The organism is Streptomyces spinoverrucosus (genome assembly GCF_015712165.1).
GTDB lineage: Bacteria > Actinomycetota > Actinomycetes > Streptomycetales > Streptomycetaceae > Streptomyces > Streptomyces spinoverrucosus_A.
This window is the reverse complement of record NZ_JADPZX010000001.1, coordinates 1,157,791-1,177,366: the sequence shown is the minus strand read 5'-3', so window position 1 is coordinate 1,177,366 and position 19,576 is coordinate 1,157,791. Positions and strand designations below refer to the sequence as shown.

16 protein-coding genes and 1 pseudogene are annotated in these 19,576 nt (G+C 70.4%); 10 read left to right on the top strand and 7 right to left on the bottom strand.

The window, feature by feature from the left end:
• The first annotated feature begins 162 nt into the window (after positions 1-162).
• From I2W78_RS05385 to I2W78_RS05370, 4 genes are all read left to right on the top strand, one after another.
• On the top strand, positions 163-1,005 hold the full coding sequence (locus tag I2W78_RS05385) for a nitrilase-related carbon-nitrogen hydrolase (RefSeq protein WP_196457432.1): 843 nt from the start codon (positions 163-165) through the stop codon (positions 1,003-1,005).
• 79 nt (positions 1,006-1,084) lie between these two features.
• A complete protein-coding gene (gene hydA, locus I2W78_RS05380; RefSeq protein WP_196457430.1) occupies positions 1,085-2,485 on the top strand; it encodes a dihydropyrimidinase in 1,401 nt (466 codons plus the stop codon).
• A gap of 11 nt (positions 2,486-2,496) precedes the next feature.
• Entirely contained in the window at positions 2,497-3,516 is a 1,020-nt protein-coding gene (locus tag I2W78_RS05375) for a TIGR03842 family LLM class F420-dependent oxidoreductase (RefSeq protein ID WP_196457428.1), read from the top strand.
• Positions 3,517-3,630: 114 nt separating this feature from the next.
• Positions 3,631-5,169 (top strand): NCS1 family nucleobase:cation symporter-1, encoded by a 1,539-nt coding sequence (locus tag I2W78_RS05370; RefSeq protein ID WP_196457426.1) that lies wholly within the window; start codon positions 3,631-3,633, stop codon positions 5,167-5,169.
• A 39-nt stretch (positions 5,170-5,208) separates the two neighbouring features.
• On the opposite strand, the pseudogene I2W78_RS40160 reads toward I2W78_RS05370, so the two are convergent.
• Positions 5,209-5,856, bottom strand: a pseudogene (locus I2W78_RS40160) (hypothetical protein); the annotation flags it as partial.
• Between the two features lie 61 nt (positions 5,857-5,917).
• A complete protein-coding gene (locus I2W78_RS41340; RefSeq protein WP_196457422.1) occupies positions 5,918-6,970 on the bottom strand; it encodes a CHAT domain-containing protein in 1,053 nt (350 codons plus the stop codon).
• 344 nt (positions 6,971-7,314) lie between these two features.
• Between I2W78_RS41340 and I2W78_RS05355 the strand changes: the two genes are divergently transcribed.
• Positions 7,315-9,192 carry a DNA/RNA non-specific endonuclease gene (locus I2W78_RS05355; protein WP_196457421.1) on the top strand — a complete coding sequence of 626 codons (1,878 nt, stop codon included), beginning with the start codon at positions 7,315-7,317 and terminating at the stop codon, positions 9,190-9,192.
• Between the two features lie 65 nt (positions 9,193-9,257).
• On the opposite strand, the gene I2W78_RS05350 is transcribed toward I2W78_RS05355, so the two are convergent.
• The 3 genes from I2W78_RS05350 to I2W78_RS05340 all read right to left on the bottom strand — a co-directional run bounded on the left by I2W78_RS05350 (position 9,258) and on the right by I2W78_RS05340 (position 12,060).
• The gene (locus I2W78_RS05350) at positions 9,258-9,947 is read right to left on the bottom strand and encodes a haloacid dehalogenase type II (RefSeq protein WP_196457419.1); all 690 of its coding nucleotides are present in this window, start codon (positions 9,945-9,947) and stop codon (positions 9,258-9,260) included.
• A gap of 133 nt (positions 9,948-10,080) precedes the next feature.
• Positions 10,081-11,772: a DEAD/DEAH box helicase gene (locus I2W78_RS05345; protein ID WP_196457417.1), complete on the bottom strand. Its 1,692-nt coding sequence runs from the start codon at positions 11,770-11,772 to the stop codon at positions 10,081-10,083.
• An 84-nt stretch (positions 11,773-11,856) separates the two neighbouring features.
• Positions 11,857-12,060 carry a cold-shock protein gene (locus I2W78_RS05340; RefSeq protein ID WP_023544341.1) on the bottom strand — a complete coding sequence of 68 codons (204 nt, stop codon included), beginning with the start codon at positions 12,058-12,060 and terminating at the stop codon, positions 11,857-11,859.
• 240 nt (positions 12,061-12,300) lie between these two features.
• On the opposite strand from I2W78_RS05340, the gene I2W78_RS05335 reads away from it, so the two are divergent.
• Entirely contained in the window at positions 12,301-12,753 is a 453-nt protein-coding gene (locus tag I2W78_RS05335) for a dihydrofolate reductase family protein (RefSeq protein WP_196457415.1), read from the top strand.
• A gap of 48 nt (positions 12,754-12,801) precedes the next feature.
• Here the strand turns inward: I2W78_RS05335 and I2W78_RS05330 are convergent, their stop codons facing one another.
• Complete coding sequence (locus tag I2W78_RS05330) at positions 12,802-13,539, bottom strand: hypothetical protein (protein WP_196457413.1); 738 nt, start codon at positions 13,537-13,539, stop codon at positions 12,802-12,804.
• A gap of 396 nt (positions 13,540-13,935) precedes the next feature.
• On the opposite strand from I2W78_RS05330, the gene I2W78_RS05325 reads away from it, so the two are divergent.
• The 4 genes from I2W78_RS05325 (at position 13,936) to I2W78_RS05310 (ending at position 18,751) form a co-directional block, all read left to right on the top strand.
• Entirely contained in the window at positions 13,936-15,762 is a 1,827-nt protein-coding gene (locus tag I2W78_RS05325) for a gamma-glutamyltransferase family protein (RefSeq protein ID WP_196457411.1), read from the top strand.
• 95 nt (positions 15,763-15,857) lie between these two features.
• Positions 15,858-16,703 (top strand): inositol monophosphatase family protein, encoded by an 846-nt coding sequence (locus I2W78_RS05320; protein WP_196457409.1) that lies wholly within the window; start codon positions 15,858-15,860, stop codon positions 16,701-16,703.
• 108 nt (positions 16,704-16,811) lie between these two features.
• Complete coding sequence (locus tag I2W78_RS05315; RefSeq protein ID WP_196457407.1) at positions 16,812-18,221, top strand: phytoene desaturase family protein; 1,410 nt, start codon at positions 16,812-16,814, stop codon at positions 18,219-18,221.
• Between the two features lie 17 nt (positions 18,222-18,238).
• On the top strand, positions 18,239-18,751 hold the full coding sequence (locus I2W78_RS05310) for an O-acetyl-ADP-ribose deacetylase (protein WP_196464427.1): 513 nt from the start codon (positions 18,239-18,241) through the stop codon (positions 18,749-18,751).
• A 7-nt stretch (positions 18,752-18,758) separates the two neighbouring features.
• Here the strand turns inward: I2W78_RS05310 and I2W78_RS05305 are convergent, their stop codons facing one another.
• Entirely contained in the window at positions 18,759-19,559 is an 801-nt protein-coding gene (locus I2W78_RS05305; RefSeq protein WP_196457405.1) for an oxygenase MpaB family protein, read from the bottom strand.
• Positions 19,560-19,576 lie beyond the last annotated feature (17 nt).

The window sequence follows — 19,576 nt, the reverse complement described above, 5'->3', positions numbered from 1 at the left end:
CATGCGACGACCTGGGAAAACGGCGGTGAAACATGGGCCTGCCGAAAGGTGACACGGTGGCACGCCGGGTGCCCGCAGACGTGACACGGTGCAACTCAACGACGACATCCGGACTTCCTAGGCTCACCGCACACCGAGCTACCGGAGCGACCGGAGGTCCCGATGAGCCGAGTGATCCGCGCCGCCGTCTTCCAGACCGCCTGGACCGGCGACAAGGAGTCGATGATCCAGGTGCACGAGCAGGCGGTGCGCGACGCCGCCGCGCAGGGCGCCCAAGTCCTGTGCTTCCAGGAACTGTTCTACGGACCGTACTTCTGCCAGGTCCAGGACCCGGCCTTCTACGAGTACGCCGAGAAGATCCCCGAGGGCCCGATCGTCCGGCGCTTCCAGGCCCTCGCGAAGGAGCTCGGCATCGTCCTCGTGCTGCCGATGTACGAGGAGGAGCAGCCCGGAGTCCTCTACAACACGGCCGCGGTGATCGACGCCGACGGCTCCTACCTCGGCAAGTACCGCAAGACGCACATCCCGCAGGTGAAGGGCTTCTGGGAGAAGTTCTACTTCCGGCCCGGCAACAGCGGCTGGCCCGTCTTCGACACCGCCGTCGGCAGGATCGGCGTGTACATCTGCTACGACCGCCACTTCCCGGAAGGCTGGCGGGCGCTGGGCCTCGCGGGGGCCGAGCTCGTCTTCAACCCGTCGGCCACCTCACGCGGACTCTCCGCCTACCTGTGGCAGCTGGAGCAGCCGGCGGCGGCCGTCGCCAACGAGTACTTCGTCGGCGCGATCAACCGGGTCGGGGTCGAGGAGTACGGCGACAACGACTTCTACGGCACCTCGTACTTCGTCGACCCCGAGGCCCAGTTCGTCGGCGAGGTGGCGAACGACAAGAAGACCGAACTCGTCGTCCGGGACCTGGACATGGCCAAGCTGCGCGAGGTCCGCGACCGCTGGCAGTTCTACCGGGACCGGGCACCGGGAGCCTACGGCCCGTTGACGACGCCGTAAGGACAACCACCGCAGGGGCGCGGGGAACTGCGCGACCAGCCACAGACAACCGGCACAAGCACACGGCGAGGAGCGACCGATGACCCGTACAGTGATCCGCGGCGGCCTAGTTGTCACCGCCTCCGACGAGATCCACGCCGACGTCCTGATCGAGGACGGCCGCATCGCCGCCCTCGCCACCTCCGGCACTCCCGCGGCGCAGGCCTTCACCGCCGAGCGCACGCTCGACGCCACCGGCAAGTACGTCATCCCGGGCGGCGTCGACGTCCACACCCACATGGAGCTGCCGTTCGGCGGCACCTTCGCCTCCGACACCTTCGAGACCGGCACCCGGGCCGCCGCCTGGGGCGGCACCACGACGATCGTCGACTTCGCGGTGCAGAGCGTCGGTCAATCGCTGCGCGAGGGCCTGGACGCCTGGCACGCCAAGGCGGAGGGCAACTGCGCGATCGACTACGGCTTCCACATGATCGTCTCCGATGTGAACGAGGAGACGCTGAAGGAGATGGATCTGCTGATCGAGGAAGGCGTCACCTCGTTCAAGCAGTTCATGGCCTACCCGGGCGTCTTCTACTCCGACGACGGCCAGATCCTGCGCGCCATGCAGCGCTCCGCCGACAACGGCGGGCTGATCATGATGCACGCGGAGAACGGCATCGCCATCGACGTGCTGGTCGAGCAGGCCCTCGCCCGAGGCGAGACCGACCCGCGCCACCACGGCGAGGTGCGCAAGGCGCTGCTGGAGGCGGAGGCCACCCACCGCGCGATCCGGCTCGCGCAGGTCGCCGGAGCGCCCCTGTATGTCGTGCACGTCTCGGCGATGGAGGCGGTCGCCGAGCTGACCAGGGCACGGGACCAGGGGCTCAACGTCTTCGGCGAGACCTGCCCGCAGTATCTGTTCCTGTCGACCGACAACCTCGCCGAACCCGATTTCGAGGGCGCCAAGTACGTCTGCTCGACGCCGCTGCGACCGCGCGAGCACCAGGCGGAGCTGTGGAAGGGCCTGCGCACCAACGACCTCCAGGTCGTCTCCACCGACCACTGCCCCTTCTGCTTCGTCGGGCAGAAGGACCTCGGCCGCGGTGACTTCTCCAAGATCCCCAACGGGCTGCCGGGCGTGGAGAACCGTATGGACCTGCTCCACCAGGCCGTCCTCGACGGGCACATCTCGCGCCGCCGCTGGATCGAGATCGCCTGCGCCACCCCGGCCCGGATGTTCGGCATGTACCCGAAGAAGGGCACCATCGCGCCGGGCGCCGACGCCGACGTCGTGATCTACGACCCGCACGCCGAGCAGGTGATGTCGGCCGAGACGCACCACATGAACGTCGACTACTCGGCGTACGAGGGAAAGCGCGTCACCGGCCGCGTCGAGACCGTGCTCTCGCGTGGCGTGCCCGTCATCACCGAGCGGGAGTACACCGGGCACGCCGGGCACGGGCTGTACACCCCCCGCTCCACCTGTCAGTACCTCAACTAGGAGCGGTGCCCATGGACTTCGGACTCGTGCTGCAGACCGACCCGCCGGCCTCGCGGGTGGTCTCCCTGATGAAACGCGCCGAGCGCAACGGGTTCACGTACGGCTGGACCTTCGACTCGGCCGTGCTCTGGCAGGAGCCGTTCGTGATCTACAGCCAGATCCTCGCGAACACGCAGAAGCTGACGGTCGGCCCGATGGTGACCAACCCGGGCACCCGCACCTGGGAGGTCACCGCCTCCACCTTCGCCACCCTCAACGACATGTTCGGCAACCGCACGGTGTGCGGTATCGGGCGCGGCGACTCGGCGATGCGGGTGGCCGGCCGCAAGCCCAACACGCTGGCCCGGATCAGCGAGGCCATGAAGGTCATCCGGGCGCTGGGCAGCGGCCAGGAGGCCGACCTCGGCGGCACGGTGATCAGGTTTCCGTGGATCAGGCCGGGCGCCCGGCTCCCCGTGTGGATGGCGGCATACGGGCCCAAGGCGCTGAAGATGACCGGTGAGGAGGCGGACGGGTTCATCCTCCAGCTCGCCGACCTGTATCTCACCGAGTACATGGTCAAGGCGGTCAAGGACGCGGCCGTCGCCGCCGGGCGGGACCCGGCCGAGGTGACCATCTGTGTGGCCGCCCCCGCCTACGTCACCGAGGACGACTCGCCCGAGGCGCTCGCACACGCGCGCGAGCAGTGCCGGTGGTTCGGCGGGATGGTCGGCAACCATGTGGCCGACCTGGTCGCCAAGTACGGCGAACACTCGGCGGCCGTACCCGACGAGCTCACCGACTACATCAAGGCCCGCGAGGGCTACGACTACTCCCACCACGGGCGCAGCGGAAACCCCGACACCCGGTTCGTGCCGGACGAGATCGTCGACCGGTTCTGCCTCATCGGTACGCCTCGGATGCACATCGAGAAGCTGAAGAAGCTGCGCGAGCTCGGCGTCGACCAGTTCGCGGTGTACGACATGCACGATGCGCAGGAGGCCGTCATCGACGCGTACGGCACGCAGGTCATCCCCGCGGTCAACGCCTGATCCATCGCTCCACCCGACCCCCCACACCTTGCCCCCTCTCCGCTCCCCCGGAGAGGGGGGCCCAAGGCCCCCCCGCACGGCCTCTCCCGTCCCGCCTTGTCGATTGGCCTGCCCATGACCGAAACAGTCCCCACGGGGTCGCCCGCCGCTCAGAAGACCGATGCCGACGGCCGGATCGAACTGGCCCCCGAGGCCTTCCCCACCGACAGTCCGTTCGCCAACGAGGACCTGCGTCCCGTCCCGGTCGCCGAGCGCAAGTGGACGACGTACAACTTCGCCGCGCTGTGGATCTCCATGGCGCACTGCATCCCCAGCTGGACCCTGGCCTCCGGCCTGGTGGCGCTCGGCATGGACTGGAAGCAGGCGGTCTTCACCATCGCCCTGGCCAACGTCATCGTGCTGCTGCCGATGCTGGCCACCGGCCATGCCGGCCCCAAGTACGGCATACCCTTCCCGGTGCTGGCCCGCGCCTCCTTCGGGCTGCGCGGCGCCAACGTCCCGGCGCTGATCCGAGCGGCGGTGGCGTGCGGCTGGTTCGGCATCCAGACCTGGATCGGCGGCAGCGGCATCTTCGCCCTCGGTTCCAAACTCACCGGCGGTGAGTGGGAGAAGGCCGGGCAGATCGCCGGGAACCCGTGGCCGTTGTGGCTGTGTTTCATCCTGTTCTGGGCGATGCAGATCGCCATCATCCACCGCGGCATGGACTTCCTGCGGCACTTCGAGAACTGGGCGGCGCCCTTCGTGATCGTCGGTGCCTTCGTGCTGCTGATCTGGATAGCGGTGGAGGCGAACGGATTCGGCGAGTTGCTGTCGCAGCCCTCCAAGCTCGGCTGGGGCGCGGACTTCTGGCCGGTCTTCTTCCCGTCCCTCATGGGCATGATCGGCTTCTGGGCCACCCTGTCCCTCAACATCCCCGACTTCACCCGCTTCGGCGCCAGCCAGCGCGCCCAGACCTGGGGTCAGTCGCTGGGCCTGCCCACGACGATGACGCTGTTCGCCATCCTCGCCGTGCTGGTCACCTCCGGCTCCGAGGTGGTCTACGGCGAGGCGATCTGGGACCCGGTCGCCCTCGCCGCCAAGGCGGACAACGTCTTCGGGCTGCTCTTCGCGCTCATCACCGTGCTGGTCGCCACCATCTCCGTGAACATCGCGGCCAACGTGGTCTCGCCGGCGTACGACCTGGCCAACCTGGCGCCGAAGTTCATCAACTTCCGTACCGGCGCGCTGATCACGGGCGTCATCGGCATCCTGATCTTCCCGTGGAAGCTGATCTCGACGCCCGAGTTCTACATCTTCACCTGGCTCGGCGTGGTCGGCGGCCTGCTCGGCACGGTCGCGGGCATCCTGATCGCCGACTACTGGATCGTCCGGCGTACGGTCCTGCACCTGGCCGACTTGTACACGCCGGGCGGGCGTTACTGGTACACCGCCGGCTGGAACTGGCGGGCGCTGGCGGCGTTCGTGGTCGGCGGCGTGCTGGCCGTCGGCGGGTCGTACTCCACCGTGAACGCGGACGGCGTGAAGTCCGGCCCCTTCCCGGCGGACGGTCTGATCCCGTTCCTGAAGCCGCTCGCGGACTACGGCTGGGCGGTGGGCCTGGCGGCGTCGCTGCTGCTGTACGTGGCGCTGATGCTGCCGCGCGAACGGACCTGAGGCTCGTGTTGGAGGGCGGTCGGGCCTACTGGCCGCCCCCAGCGCCGCCACCGCCTCCTTGGCCGCCTTGATCGCGCCCTTGTTCATCTCGTCCGAGCTGGGCGCCTCCTTCGACTCGAAGTCGGAGCCGTTGTACGTGACGACCACCAGCGCGTTGGAGGCGCGCACCACCACCACGCCCTCGCGCGTCTTCTGGTCGTCCTCGGTGGTGAGGTTCACGACGGAGTAGGCCGCGTCACCCACGCCGGGGACCTCGCCGCCGCCCTTCTTCTCCGCGACGCGCTCCTGGTACTGCTTGAGCGCCTCGTCGTCCGAGTCGCCTATCTCGAAGGAGACGTCGAGCCAGCGGTAGTCGTAGCCCTTGAGGGCGTTCCAGGAGCAGGTGCGGCGAACCGAGGCGTCCGTCGAGGTGATCTCCTTCCCGGCCGTCTTGGCGCCGGGCACCAGCGACGTGATCGTCTCCTTGCCCAGGCTGCCGCACGGCGCGGGGGCCTTGGTGTACGTCTTCGGCGCGGCCGTCGAGGACGGTGCCGAGGCGGACTGGGTCCCGGTCTTGTCCGTCGCCCTGTCCTGGGCGGTGGGGGCGGTGGACTCAGGGCCGGAGGTGAGTGCCCAGCCCGCGCAGGCGAGCACCACGACCGGGGTCAGGCGCGCGGTGAGAGCGAGCGGCAGAGGAAGAGAACGCACGGCGCACTTCTCGTGGGGGATGGTGCGGAGTGTGGTCCGCACTGCGGACGGGACGCCAGTGTCACACGACTCTCTGTGTGACGAAAGTGCCAACTCGCTCCGTACCTGAGCGGTAACTGTGGCTCACTGCCGATGCGTTGTGTGTCCCGTTATGTCCCGGCGGGGCGGCGATCCCACGCCGACTCGATCCGGTCAACGGCGGCTGCCGCCGGCATCGCCAGCCGCGCGCCCGGCCCCTCGGAACGACCTGGAAAGAGCTGGTTCGCGCGAGTGGGGTGCGATCCGTCCCAGGTGCGCAGGGCCTGTCGTAGTGCGCGGGCTCCAGTCCCCCCTGGCGCCAGTTCTGGTAGAAGCGCGAGACGAGGACGGTGGTGGTGATGTCGGGTACGCGCCACGGGCTGCCGACCACCCCCGCCGCACCGGCCTCGCTCAGACCGGTCGGCAGTCCGACGGCCTCGTCGGGCAGGGCGGTGCCCGACAGCGCGCTCTCGCAGGCGGACAGCACGGCGACACGCGCCGACGTGAGGCGTTGTTCGAGCACATCACGCAGCGTCAGTGCGCTCTGCGCCAGCAGCAGCGCGCTGTCCAGCGGTTGATCGGGGTACGCGGAGAGCACCAGTGCCCGGCCGTGTTCGACGCCGGTGGCGGCCCGCGTCGCCCGCCCGGCCGTCACCATGGCGAAGGCCGCGCGGGCCGGAAGCCGCTGTGCCCTGCGCAGCCAGGTCTCGCGCTGTGCCCGGGTGGTCTGCGCGCGCACCAGTCGGTGCATGGCCTTCAGCCCGATGGCGTACGCGCGCGCGGACTCGTCCCACGCCTCCCGTTCGGCCGCCCAGTCCCCCAGGGTGCGGGCGGCGAGCAGTGCGACCTGGGGGCTGTGTGCGAGTCCGATCCGGGCGGCGCGGCGCAGCGACTCCGCGGCCCGGCGCCGGTCCCGGGCGTCGGCGCCTCGGTCGTGGCGCAGCCGGAGGCCGACCGCCAGGTTGTACGAGAGGGCGGCCGGCTCGGGGCTGCGCGGCCGGACCGCGGCGATCGCCTGTTCGTAGTAGTGGCAGGCACGCCACCACTGCGGGGAGTGGTCCGGGGTGAGATCGAACGCCTCCTGGGAGCGGGCCACGATGGTGTCCAGCAGGTCGGCCAGGGGGCGGGCCCGGCTGCTCGCCCTGTGGAGCGAGCCACCGATCGATCGGCACTCCTTCGGCGTCGATCAAGAGATCGTCTCCCCTCCCTTCCCAACCACGTTGAGCTTGTTGGGAGTTGTAGGCGATGCAACCAAATATCGTTGAACGTTCGCCTGCTTTCAGTGCCGTACATGGCGGTACATTTTCGGGGCTCGTATGCTGGAAGTGCACGACAGCGCGGGAAGCCCAGGCCGTTCGCTTCGGTTTCAACCACCGCTGGATCCCCATGATTTCGGTACGGCTTCTCACGCCTGAACTCCATGCGTGAAGGGGGCCTTCCATGGCTGCCAAGAAGCGTGCCTCCACCAATCCCAAGCCCTCCGCAAGCGGCCAGGACAAGCTGATCGGTGACCTCAAGCAGTTCATCCGTGCCCGGGGATCGAGCTTCCTCAGCGACCCGAATGTGTCCTCGGTCGGTATCGGGTACAAGGAGACGAACGGGGAACCGGGGAAGGAACTGGCCCTTCAGTTCACGGTCGACAAAAAGGTCCGGCCGGAGGAACTGGAGGAACTGAGGACCGCCGAGATCCCCGCCGTCATCGACATAGGAGGCGGCGTCGAGGTACCGACCGACGTCGTCCAGCGCTCCTACAAGCCGCACTTCCTCGTGGTGGACGAGGGCGAGACACCGCAGCGGCAGCGGCGCGTCGATCCGGTCCGTCCCGGTGTGAGCGTCGGCAACGTCAAGGTGAGCGCCGGCACCTTCGGGTGCATCGCCTTCGACAGGAACGACGGTTCGCCCTGCCTGCTGAGCAACTGGCACGTGCTGAACGGCCGGAAGGGCGAACTCGGCGACGTGGTCGTGCAGCCCGGCAAGAAGGACGACAGCCGCGTCGCACTGAACAGCCTCGGCCGGCTCAAGCGCGCCCACCTCGGCAGGGGCGGCGACTGCGCGGTGTCGACGGTCACAGACCGTGATTTCGCCATGGACATCCTCGACCTCGATGTCACTCCGACGAAGCTGGGCGAACCGCAGATCGACGACAAGGTCGTCAAGAGCGGCCGTACCACCGGGGTCACGCACGGCGTGGTGAGCAGGCCCTTCGCCATCGTCAGCATCGACTACGGCGCGCCGGTCGGAGTGCGCGAGATCGAATGCTTCGAGATAGGCCCCGACCCCAAGCATCCGGCGGACGGCGACGAGATCAGCCTGCCCGGCGACTCCGGATCGGTCTGGATGTTCACAAGCCGCTCCGGCAAGCCCACGGACGTAATGGCCGGACTGCACTTCGGTGGTGAGGGGGACGCGGACCCCGAGGACCGCGCTCTGGCCTGCTTCCCCCAGGCGGTCTTCGACGAACTGAAGATCACCCTCGCCCCGCCGGACCCCGAATCGCTGGAGGCCGTGACCGGCTACGACCCGGGCTTCCTCGCCGTACCGATCGGCACCCCGCAGCTCAACCCGTCGATCAAGCAGGACGCCGTCCGGCTCAACGGGTCCGAGGTGGTCCCCTACACGCACTTCTCGCTGGCCCTCAGCACATCGCGGCGCTTCGCCTTCTGGGTGGGCTGGAACATCGACGGTGGCACCCTCAAGAAGCTCGACCGGCAGGGCATCGACTTCGTCAAGGACCCGCGCCTTCCGGCCGCCGCCCAGGTCAGCAACGAGCTGTACAAGGGCCGCGACAACCGGCTCGACCGCGGCCATATAGCGCGCCGCGCCGACGTGGTGTGGGGTTCGCTGCCCGAGGCGAAGAAGGCCAACAAGGACTCGTTCTTCTACACCAACATCACTCCGCAGATGGACGACTTCAACCAGAGCGGGCGCAACGGCATCTGGGGCCACCTGGAGGACGCGGTCTTCGAAGATGTCCGTGTCGACGACCTCAAGGTCAGCGTGTTCGGCGGTCCGGTCTTCCACGAGGACGACCGTGTCTTCCGGGGGGTCAAACTCCCGCGCGAGTTCTGGAAGGTGCTCGTCTTCTCCGAGGACGGCAAGCTCAAGTCCAAGGCGTTCCTGCTGACGCAGAACCTGGATGTGTCCGAGGCCCTCGAACTGGACGAGTTCCGGGTGTTCCAGGTCAGGTTGTCCGAGATCCAGACGCGAACCCGCCTGCGCTTCCCCACCGCGATGACCGCGGCGGACACGCTGGTTGTCCCGGAGTCCCTGGAGGAGCGGGTCCCGCTGGAGCGTCAGTCCGACATCGACTGGAGCTAGGGCCTGTTGCGAAAGTGGCCTCTGCCGCGAAGAAGAACGGGGGCGCTCTCCGCGCGTCGGAGGGGTCAGGTGCGGGGTGTGACCAGAGCGTCGGCGAGTTCTCGCAGGTCCTGGGCGATGTGAGTGGGCGCGGACATCGTCCGGGGATAGGCGGGGACTCCGCGCCGTAGCCAGGCGCCGCCCAGTCCGGCTCGTCGTGCTCCGTCGATGTCCCAGGGATGCACGGCGACCATCAGGGCCTGGTCCGGTTGTACTCCGGCCCGGTCGACGGCGTACCGGTAGGCGGCCGGGGCGGGCTTCCAGCAGCGCGGGCCGCCCACGTCGAGCACGGCCGCGAAGCGGTCCAGCAGTCCCGCCCTGGAAAGCAGCCGTTCGGTCAGGGCGGCGCTGCCGTTGGTCATGGCCACCAGCCGGTAGCCCGCGGCACTCAACTGCCGTACACCGTCCGGGACATCGGGGTGCACGTCCAGGTGGGCGAAGCCGTCCAGGACGTGCTGGGCTGCCGCGTCCACGTCCCCTGTCCAGCCCTCCACGCCGGACAGCACCGCCCGTACTCCGTCGCGCCCGACGGCCGCGAAGTCCGCGTACGCCCCGGCGATCGTCAGCGCGAATCCGTCTCGCAGTACCCCGGCGAACCAGGTCGGCATCAGATGCCCGGGGGCGCCGATGTCCTCGAACCGGAGACGCAGCGGGGTGAGATCACTGAGCGTCTCGTTGACATCGAAGACGATGACGTGATGACCGTCGGCAGGCATGAACCCTCCCGTCTGCTCCACTGCACTCACCCATGGTGCCAGCCCGCTCCCGACACAAGGGCAGTCGGAACCCGCGTCCGACGCCTGAGTAGTTCCAGCGCGTGCATCGACGTCTGCCGTGCCATGCGGCAGGTCAGCGATGTGCCCCGGTGCCGGCCGCGCCGCCCGTGGCTCCGTCGGCCGCCGCCCGTCGGCCGGATCCGCGGACGACCTTGCCGGAGGCAGTGCCGGTCGCCGCACCGTTCGCGGACCGGCGGTCGGATCTGCGGTCGCCCGCGCCGACGCCACCACCCGTGGCCCTGTCGGCTCCCGTCCGGCGGGCTGAACCGCGCCCGCTGGTTGCCGAGGAGCCACCAGCCGCTGCCGCCCGGCCCGCGGCCCGGCGGTCCGAGCCCCGGCCCCCCGTCCCGGTGGCCGCGACTGTCGCGGCCCCGGCCCCGCCGCCCTTTCGGCGGCGGCTGGAACGCCTGCCCGGCTCGGTGCCGGTCTTCCGGTCCGGGCGGGATGCCGACGGTGCCGACTGCTGCGGGACCTCGATGGTGACGGGTACGCCGGAAGGCTCGCGCGCACCGGTGATGGTGGCCAGTTCCGTGTCGTTCGACGTGATGCGGGCAGTCCGGGGGCGGATGCCCGCGTCCGACATGAGCCGGGTGACGTCCCGTTTCTGGTCGGGCAGGACCAGCGTGACCACGCTGCCGGAGCCGCCGGCGCGGGCCGTGCGGCCGCCCCGGTGGAGGTAGTCCTTGTGGTCGGCGGGGGGATCGACGTTGACGACGAGGTCGAGGTCGTCGATGTGTATACCCCGGGCCGCGACGTTCGTCGCCACCAGCGCGGTGACCTGGCCCTTCTTGAACTGCTCCAGGGTGCGATTCCGCTGCGGCTGGGAGCGGCCTCCGTGCAGTGCCGCCGCGCGGACACCGACTGCCAGGAGCCGTTTGGTGAGCCGGTCGGCGGACCTCTTGGTGTCGAGGAACAGGATGACCCGGCCGTCACGGGCCGCGATGCGCGTGGTGACCGCCTTCTTGTCGGTCTCGTCCTGGACGTGGAGCACGTGGTGCTCCATGGTGGTCACCGCCCCCGCGGACGGGTCCACGGAGTGCACCACGGGGTCGGTCAGGAACCGCTGCACCAGGCGGTCGATGTTGCCGTCCAGGGTGGCCGAGAAGAGCATGCGCTGTCCGTCGGGCCGTACCTGCTGGATCAGCTTGGTGATCTGCGGCAGGAAGCCCATGTCGGTCATCTGGTCGGCTTCGTCCAGCACCGTGATGCGTACGCTGTCGAGCACGCAGTCACCCTGGGCCACCAGGTCGTTGAGCCGGCCGGGGGTCGCCACGAGCACCTCGGCGCCGCGCCGGAGCGTGGCGGCCTGCTTGGTGATGGACAGCCCGCCGACCACGGTGGCCAGCCTGAGGTTCACCGCCGTCGCGTAGGGGGTCAGCGCGTCCGTCACCTGTTGGGCGAGTTCACGGGTGGGCACCAGCACGAGGGCGAGAGGTGCCTTGGGCTCCGCGCGCCGTCCGGCCGTGCGGGCCAGGAGCGCCAGCCCGAACGCGAGGGTCTTGCCGGAGCCGGTGCGTCCCCGTCCCAGCAGGTCACGGCCGGCGAGCGAGTTGGGCAGCGTGGCGGCCTGGATGGGAAAGGGGGTGGTGACGCCTTGTGCGGTGAGGGTCTTCAGCAGCCCCGCGGGCATGTCCAGACCGGCGAAGTCCTCGACGGCGGGAAGTGCGGGTGTGGTGCTTTCCGGCAGCTGGAATTCCCTGGGCGAAGACGCGGACGGTGGGGGCGACGAGGCGCGCCGGTTCGACTTCTGGGGTCTGCGGGGCATGCGGTTGTTTGCCTTCCTGGAAACAGCACAAACCGGGGTCCGCACCGTGACGGTGCGGACCCCGGTCGGATACGCGTCCGGCGATCAGGCGGGGACGATGTTCTCCGCCTGCGGGCCCTTCTGGCCCTGCGTGACGTCGAAGGAGACGCGCTGGCCCTCCTGGAGCTCACGGAAGCCCTGCGTCGCGATGTTCGAGTAGTGGGCGAAGACGTCGGGACCGCCGCCGTCCTGCTGGATGAAGCCGAAACCCTTTTCGGCGTTGAACCACTTCACGGTTCCCTGTGCCATGTCCTTCTCCTTCTGTAGGCAGAGGCCCCATCCGGAGATCCCGGAAAACAAACAATGCGCCTGAAGGAGAAACATTCCCGTCAGGCGCACATAGGTTCATGGGTACCACAACTGCAACGCCGGGAATCTAGCACAGTTCGGCGGCCCGTGGTGAAAACATCGAGGCGCGACGCCGCCGGGGCACGCCTGGTCGGCGTCCGGCGGTCGTACGGTCGAACCCGTCACCGAGGAGGACTTCCGATGCGCAGCGTGACCTATTCGATGAACGTCTCACTTGACGGCTGCGTCGGCGTCCACCTGTACTGGGAGACCACCGACCAGGATCCATCGCTCGACGACTCAAGGCTGGAGTGGGCCGCGATCTGGAAGGCGCTCCCCAAGGTGGTGTTCTCCAACACGCTGTCGGCGGTGCAGGGCAATGCCCGCCTGGCCTCCGGCTGCCTGGCGGAGGAGATCGAGCGGTTGCGAGCCGAGCCGGGGGAGGGCGACATCGCGATCGGCGGCGCGACGCTCGCCGCCGAGGCGGCCGCGCTGGGTCTGATCGACGAGTACCGGGCCAGGGTCTACCCGGTGCTGGTCGGCGGTGGCATTCCGTTCTTTCCCCAGCGCGAGCGCCGGGTGGATCTCGAACTCGTCGAGACCCGCGCCTTCACCTCGACAGTCGTCTACCTCCGCTACCGCGTGGCGCGCTAGGCGGCCCGCCCACCCGAGCGTCCGTCCGTTCAGGGCCTGGATGGCGGCCTATCGCGGTCGCACAAGGTCAAGGTCGTCGCCCCATGCGTCCAGCACCTCGTCGTGTCCGGCCTCTCGGGCCGCCGCCTCGACAAGGGTGAAGAGGTGCCGTTGCAGGGCTACGTCACCCGTGGCCGAGATGCGGTCCACGGAGCGGAGCAGTACGTCGGTGTCCCAGCCCGGCAGCGGGTGCCGGGCGAGCTCCCACTCCAGGTACTTGTTGTAGGGGCGGGGGCGACGGTCGAGAGCGAAGAGCAGCTCGAGCAGGAACCGCATGCTGTCGGCCGCGTCGAGGCGAGCGGCAAGGGCCCGGCCGTCTCGGTGGTTCTTGACGGAGCGGTAGAGGGAGTTGGTGTAGGCGTCGAGCCATCCGCCGGAGTCCCGGAACGCCTCATCGGCGTCCAGCCGAGCCCGGTCGGCAAGGATGCGGGCGATGCCTCCGTCGAGTCGGTCGAGCACGATCCGGGCACGGGCGAGGGCGTAGCGTTCCCAACAGGGCATCCCGGCCCCACGGAACTCGGTGAGAGTGACGATGACGAGGTCGAGCTCGGCGCTGCGGTGGCCCGAGAACCGGGTCAGATCGGTTCTGGCGTCGTCGGCGACGACCACGTACAGGTCGTGGTCGGAGTACGGGGTGATCATGCCGTCGTGGGCCTGGGATCCCTTGAGGACGAGGCCGACGACGGCTGAATCAGCGGCGGCGAGTTCGACGAACGCGTCGTAGGTGAGGGGCTGCTGAGCAGTCATGGTGTGGATCTCCGGTGGGGGATGAGGGGTACGCCTGCTGGGGCGACCCCGTGACGGGCCGCCCTGCACCGTCCGCGGCTGCACGCGGCTGCCGCCCGGAAGATCAACACACATCTGGACTCTATCGCCCGGCCGGGCCGTGAGTCAGGGCCTTCGGCGATGCCCAAGGCGGTGTGACGCAGCCCGAATTCGCGGGCCACGGCGAGGGCGGTGGGGCGCCTCCCGGTCCGGGTGGCCCGCCGGAGGCGGGGAAGAAGGGGCGCGGGGCGATCGATAGCCTGCTGGGGGAGTGGACGGAGGAGGGCTCCGGCCCGAACTCCCCAGATTCTCCGCGGGGCCGATCCTGGGCGCCGATCGATCCGACCGATGTGCGGCAAAGACGAGGTGAGAGGCCCGATGTTCACGACCCGCCCCACCCTTCAGGGCACCTACGGCATGGTGTCGTCCACCCACTGGCTCGCCTCGCAGTCAGCGATGGCCGTGCTGGAGGACGGTGGCAACGCCTACGACGCGGCGGTGGCCGGGGCGTTCGTGCTGCATGTCGTCGAGCCGCACCTCAACGGGCCCGCCGGCGAGGTGCCGATCCTGATCGCGCCCGCCGGCGGCGAGGTGCGGGTGCTGTGCGGGCAGGGCGTGGCGCCCGCCGGAGCGAGCGTCGCCCACTACCAGGGGCTCGGCCTCGACCTCGTCCCCGGCACCGGGCCACTCGCCGCCGCCGTCCCGGGCGCCTTCGACGCCTGGATGCTGCTGCTGCGCGACCACGGCACGAAGCCGCTCGCCGACGTCCTGAAGTACGCCATCGGGTACGCCGAGCACGGGCACGCGCCCGTGGAGCGCGTCGGCGAGACCGTCGAGACCGTGCGTGAGCTGTTCGAGACGGAGTGGACCTCGTCGGCGGAGGTGTACCTGCCGGGCGGCAGGGCCCCGCGCCCCGGCGAACTGCTGCGCAACCCCGCCCTCGCCGCCACCTGGAAGCGGCTGCTCGCCGAGGTCGCCGGGGCGGGGGACCGGGAGGCGCAGATCGAGGCGGCGCGGGACGTCTGGCGCACCGGGTTCGTCGCCGAGGCGCTGGTACGGCAGGCGGGGCGCCCCACGCTGGACACCAGCGGCGAGCACCACACCGGCACCCTCACGGCCGCCGACCTCGCCGGCTGGTCCGCGACCTACGAGGCGCCGGCGACGTACGACTGGAACGGCTGGACCGTGTGCAAGGCCGGGCCCTGGAGCCAGGGCCCGGTGCTGCTCCAGCAGCTGGCCCTGCTGCCGCCCGAGCTGCCGGAGTACGGCTCCGCGGACTACGTCCATCAGCTGATCGAGGGCTGCAAGCTCGCCATGGCCGACCGGGAGGCCTGGTACGGGGACGCGGACGAGGTGCCGCTCGACGACCTGCTGTCGGCGCCGTACAACGCGGAGCGGCGCGGCCTCGTCGGCGACCGGGCGTCGTACGAGCTGCGGCCGGGCAGCCCGGGCGGGCGTACGCCGCGACTGTGCGCACACGCGCGCGTGGTGGCCACCGAGGAACCCGGCTTCAACCCGATGGGGGTGGGGGAGCCGACCGTCGCCAAGCGCCCGACCTCCCCGGTGCCCGGCGAACCCGACGTCTCCGCCGCCGGCGCCACCCGCGGCGACACCTGTCACCTGGACGTCGTCGACCGGTGGGGCAACATGATCGCCGCCACGCCCAGCGGGGGCTGGCTGCAGTCCAACCCCGTCGTGCCCGAGCTGGGCTTTCCGCTCGGTACGCGGTTGCAGATGACCTGGCTGGAAGAGGGGCTGCCGAACTCGCTCACGCCGGGTCGCCGGCCCAGGACCACGCTCACCCCGTCGATCGCGCTGCGTGACGGGGTGCCGGTGATGGCGTTCGGCACGCCCGGCGGGGACCAGCAGGACCAGTGGCAGCTGCACTTCTTCCTGACGGTAGCCCTGCGCTCCCCGGTCCGCGGCGGACTCGACCTGCAGGGCGCGATCGACGCCCCGAACTGGCACAACGACAGCTTCCCCGGTTCCTTCTACCCGCGCGGGATGCGTCCGGGGAGCGTGACGGTCGAGGGCCGGATGCCCCCGGCGGTGGTCGAGGGGCTCCGGCGGCGCGGTCACGACGTCACGGTGGGTGACGACTGGTCGGAAGGGCGGCTGTGCGCGGTGGCGCGGGACCCGGAGACGGGCGTGCTGTCGGCCGCGGCGAATCCGCGCGGGATGCAGGGGTACGCGGTCGGGCGCTGACCGCGCGTAGTCGAGTACCTGGGAGTTCATCCCGATTCCACCCGGAGTGCACTCGCCGGGCGGGGATTGTCAGTGCCGCGTGCTCTCATGGAGCCATGTTCGAAGAGATGGAAACCATCGACGAGTTTCTCGCACGTCACTCGGCCGACGTGGAAGAAGCGGTGCGCAAGGCGGCCGCGGCCGAGATCATGCCGCGCTTCCGGCAGCTGGCCGAGCACGAGGTCGACCAGAAGAGCGGCCCGCACGACCTGGTGACGGACGCCGACCGGCTGGCCGAGCGGCACCTCACCGAGGCGCTCGGCGCGCTGCTGCCCGGCTCCGTGGTGGTCGGCGAGGAAGCGGTGCACGCCAACCCGGCGTCGTACGACGCGATACGCGGCGACGCCCCGGTCTGGATCGTCGACCCCGTCGACGGCACCCGCCAGTTCGTGCACGGCGACGACGGCTTCTGCACCCTGGTCGCACTGGCCCGCCACGGTGTCGTGCTGGCCTCGTGGACGTACGCCGCCGCCCGCGACCAGCTGGCCACGGCCGTCCGCGGCCAGGGCGCCTTCCTCGACGGCGAGCGACTGTTCGCCGGCCCGCCCACGCCGGGCCGCGACCTGCGGATCGCCACCTCCCACCCGGACTACACGACCGACGAGGAGAAGCGCGCGCTGCTCGGCCTGTGGACGGACGGTGTCGCCCCGCGCGAGTGCGGCTCGGCCGGCCTGGAGTATCTCGCCGTCGCCCGGGGCGAGTCGGACGCCACGGCGTTCTCCTGGGAGGCCGCCTGGGACCACGCGGCGGGCCTGCTGCTCGTCGAGGAGGCGGGCGGCACCCACCTGACCCGTACGGGCGAGCCGTTCCGCATCACGGGCGGCAACACGCTGCCGTTCACCGCCGCCCGCGACGCGGCCACGGCCCGCCGGGTTGCGGGGCTGCTGGCCTCGGGGGTCTGAGCCTCGGTTCATTGTCAGGGACACCCGTCGCGGGGGAGTGTCAGTCCCCCGGCATATCCTGATCCTTCAGTGGCCATCGGCTGACGAAGGAGTCCGAAGGTGCCGTCAATGCTCGATGCGGTCGTGGTGGGTGCGGGGCCGAACGGGCTGACCGCCGCAGTGGAGCTGGCCCGTCGCGGCTTCTCCGTGGCGGTGTTCGAGGCCCGGGACGCGATCGGTGGCGGCGCCCGCACCCAGGAGCTCACGCTCCCCGGCTTCCGCCACGACCCGTGCTCCGCGGCCCACCCCCTGGGCATCAACTCCCCGGCGTTCCGAGCCCTCCCCCTGGACCGCTACGGCCTTCAGTGGCTGCACGCCGACCTGCCCATGGCCCACCCCTTCCCCGACGGCACCGCCGCGATCCTGTCCCGCTCGGTCGGCGAGACGGCCGCCTCCCTCGGACCGCGCGACGCGGGGGCGTACCGCAGGCTGGTGGAGCCCTTCCTGCCCCACTGGGACACGCTCGCCCGCGACTTCATGTCCCTGCCGCTCACCGCGCTGCCCCGTGACCCGGTGACCCTCGCCCGCTTCGGCCTGGTCGGCCTGCCCCCGTCCACCTGGCTCACCCGCCGCTTCCGCGACGAACCCGCCAAGACCCTCTTCGCCGGTCTCGTCGCCCATGTGATGGCCCCGCTCACCGGCTTCGCCACCGGCGGGATCGGCCTGGTCTTCGCCCTGGCCGCGCACGCCCGGGGCTGGCCCGTGGCCCGTGGCGGCTCCCAGTCCATCTCGGACGCGCTCGCCGCGTACCTGAAGGACCTCGGCGGCACGATCCACACCGACTACGAGGTCAAGCGCCTCGACGACCTGCCGCCCGCCCGCGCGTACGTCTTCGACACCTCACCCACGGCCCTGGCCCGCATCGCGGGCTTCGGCCGCTACTACGAGGGGTACCGGTACGGCCCCGGCGTCTTCAAGGTCGACTACGCGCTGGACGGCCCGGTGCCGTGGGCCGCCGAGGAGCCGCGCCGGGCCGGGACCGTGCAGATCGGCGGCAGCAGCGCGGAGATCGGCACCGCGCTGCGCGAGGCGTCCCGCCTCGGCCGGGCGCCCGAACGGCCGTTCCTCATCACCGTGCAGCCCAGCGTCGTCGATCCCACCCGAGCCCCCGACGGCAAGCAGGTCTTCTGGGTGTACGGCCATGTCCCCAGCGGCTGGACCGGCGACCTCACCGACATCATCGAACGCCAACTGGAGCGTTTCGCCCCGGGATTCCGCGACCGCGTCCTCGCCCGCGCGACTGCCGGACCACCCGAACTGTCCGCCCGCAACGCCAACTACGTCGGCGGCGACATCGCCTCCGGCGCGGTCAGCGGACTCCAGACACTGCTGCGCCCCAAACTGTCCCTGTTCCCGTACAGCACCCCGCACCCGGCCGTGTACATCTGCTCCTCGGCCACCCCGCCGGGACCGGGCGTACACGGCATGTCGGGGCACAACGCGGCGAAGGCCGTGTGGAGGAGGCTGAGGCAGACATGACCACCGGTGAGGCAGGCATGGCCCCCACCATCACGCTCGTCCAGGGCGACATCACCGAGCAGAGCGCCGACGCGATCGTCAACGCGGCCAACTCCTCGCTGTTGGGCGGCGGAGGTGTGGACGGCGCCATTCACCGGCGTGGCGGCCCCGCGATCCTGGAGGACTGCCGCAAGCTGCGGGCCTCGAAGTACGGCAAGGGCCTGCCGACCGGCCAGGCGGTCGCCACGACGGCGGGCGAACTGGACGCGCGGTGGGTGATCCACACCGTGGGGCCCGTCCACTCCCCGCAGGAGGACCGCTCCGAGCTGCTGGCCTCCTGCTACCGGGAATCCCTGCGCGTCGCCGACGAGTTGGGCGCCCGGACCGTCGCGTTCCCCGCCGTCTCCGCGGGCGTCTTCGGCTGGCCGATGGACGACGCCGCACGCATCGCGGTCGAGACGGTACGGGCCACGCGGACGTCGGTCGAGGAGGTCATGTTCGTGCTCTTCGACGAGCAGGCGTACGAGGCGTTCGCGCGGCAGGTGGGCTGACCCGGGCTCAGCGAAGCCGAAGCCGAAGTCGAAGGCGAAGCCGACCGGGGAGGACGTTCAACGTGCGGACCAGGCCGCGCGCCAGGCGGAGATGGCCTTGGTGCGCCGGAGGAAGGTCGAGAGCGGTGAGCGCCTTCGGTGGCAGCAGGGCCACGGTCAGGCGGGTCAGGTGCGGGAACAGGGCCCGCCCGACGGCCTGCCAACAGGCGGTGGCGACGGGGGAGTCGGCCAGCGGCTGTGGGGGAGTCAGCGGGACCGGCCCGAGGAGGGCCTCGACGGTCGCCGTGCGTTCCAGGGTGGTCAGGGCGGCGTCGAAATAGGACCTGAACGCGTCCAGGTCGGGCGGCAGATCGGCGTCCCGCAGGCCCAGGCAGCGGCCCACGCGATACCACTGGCCGTACAACCGCGCACGTTCGTCGGCGCCCAGCGGCCTCCCGCTCAGCTCCCGCAGCGTGAACACGCTGTCGAGGTAGGTGGCGTGGACCCACAGGAACAGCTCGGGGCGCAGCGCGTGGTACGGCCGTCCGTGCGCGTCGGTGCCCTGCACCGTGCGATGCCGTCGCCGCAGTTCACGGCCGAGGCGCTCACCGTCGGACGGGTCGGCGTGGGCCAGGCGCTGGAGATGGAGCAGTGTCCGGTGTCCGCGCCGCCAGAGGTCCGTGCGGTAGACGGAGTGCTGTTCCACGCCGGCGCTCACCGCGGGGTGCGCCACCTGGAGCAGGATGGCCCGCGGGAACACCAGCAGGAACGCCCACTGGTCGAAGGAACTCGCCAGCGGTGAGTGCGGGTTGGTCGCTCGGCTCGGCATCGCACGGTGAACGAACC

What these genes read in the sequence shown, in the direction of transcription:
- I2W78_RS05335 (WP_196457415.1), top strand. Translation starts at nt 12,301, where the DNA reads ATGCGCAGCGTGACCTATTCGATGAACGTCTCACTTGACGGCTGCGTC.
- I2W78_RS05340 (WP_023544341.1), bottom strand. Translation starts at nt 12,060, where the DNA reads ATGGCACAGGGAACCGTGAAGTGGTTCAACGCCGAAAAGGGTTTCGGC.
- I2W78_RS05325 (WP_196457411.1), top strand. Translation starts at nt 13,936, where the DNA reads ATGTTCACGACCCGCCCCACCCTTCAGGGCACCTACGGCATGGTGTCG.
- I2W78_RS05350 (WP_196457419.1), bottom strand. Translation starts at nt 9,947, where the DNA reads ATGCCTGCCGACGGTCATCACGTCATCGTCTTCGATGTCAACGAGACG.
- I2W78_RS05305 (WP_196457405.1), bottom strand. Translation starts at nt 19,559, where the DNA reads ATGCCGAGCCGAGCGACCAACCCGCACTCACCGCTGGCGAGTTCCTTC.
- I2W78_RS05320 (WP_196457409.1), top strand. Translation starts at nt 15,858, where the DNA reads ATGTTCGAAGAGATGGAAACCATCGACGAGTTTCTCGCACGTCACTCG.
- I2W78_RS05375 (WP_196457428.1), top strand. Translation starts at nt 2,497, where the DNA reads ATGGACTTCGGACTCGTGCTGCAGACCGACCCGCCGGCCTCGCGGGTG.
- I2W78_RS05370 (WP_196457426.1), top strand. Translation starts at nt 3,631, where the DNA reads ATGACCGAAACAGTCCCCACGGGGTCGCCCGCCGCTCAGAAGACCGAT.
- I2W78_RS05355 (WP_196457421.1), top strand. Translation starts at nt 7,315, where the DNA reads ATGGCTGCCAAGAAGCGTGCCTCCACCAATCCCAAGCCCTCCGCAAGC.
- I2W78_RS05315 (WP_196457407.1), top strand. Translation starts at nt 16,812, where the DNA reads ATGCTCGATGCGGTCGTGGTGGGTGCGGGGCCGAACGGGCTGACCGCC.
- I2W78_RS05310 (WP_196464427.1), top strand. Translation starts at nt 18,239, where the DNA reads ATGGCCCCCACCATCACGCTCGTCCAGGGCGACATCACCGAGCAGAGC.
- hydA (WP_196457430.1), top strand. Translation starts at nt 1,085, where the DNA reads ATGACCCGTACAGTGATCCGCGGCGGCCTAGTTGTCACCGCCTCCGAC.
- I2W78_RS05330 (WP_196457413.1), bottom strand. Translation starts at nt 13,539, where the DNA reads ATGACTGCTCAGCAGCCCCTCACCTACGACGCGTTCGTCGAACTCGCC.
- I2W78_RS05385 (WP_196457432.1), top strand. Translation starts at nt 163, where the DNA reads ATGAGCCGAGTGATCCGCGCCGCCGTCTTCCAGACCGCCTGGACCGGC.
- I2W78_RS05345 (WP_196457417.1), bottom strand. Translation starts at nt 11,772, where the DNA reads ATGCCCCGCAGACCCCAGAAGTCGAACCGGCGCGCCTCGTCGCCCCCA.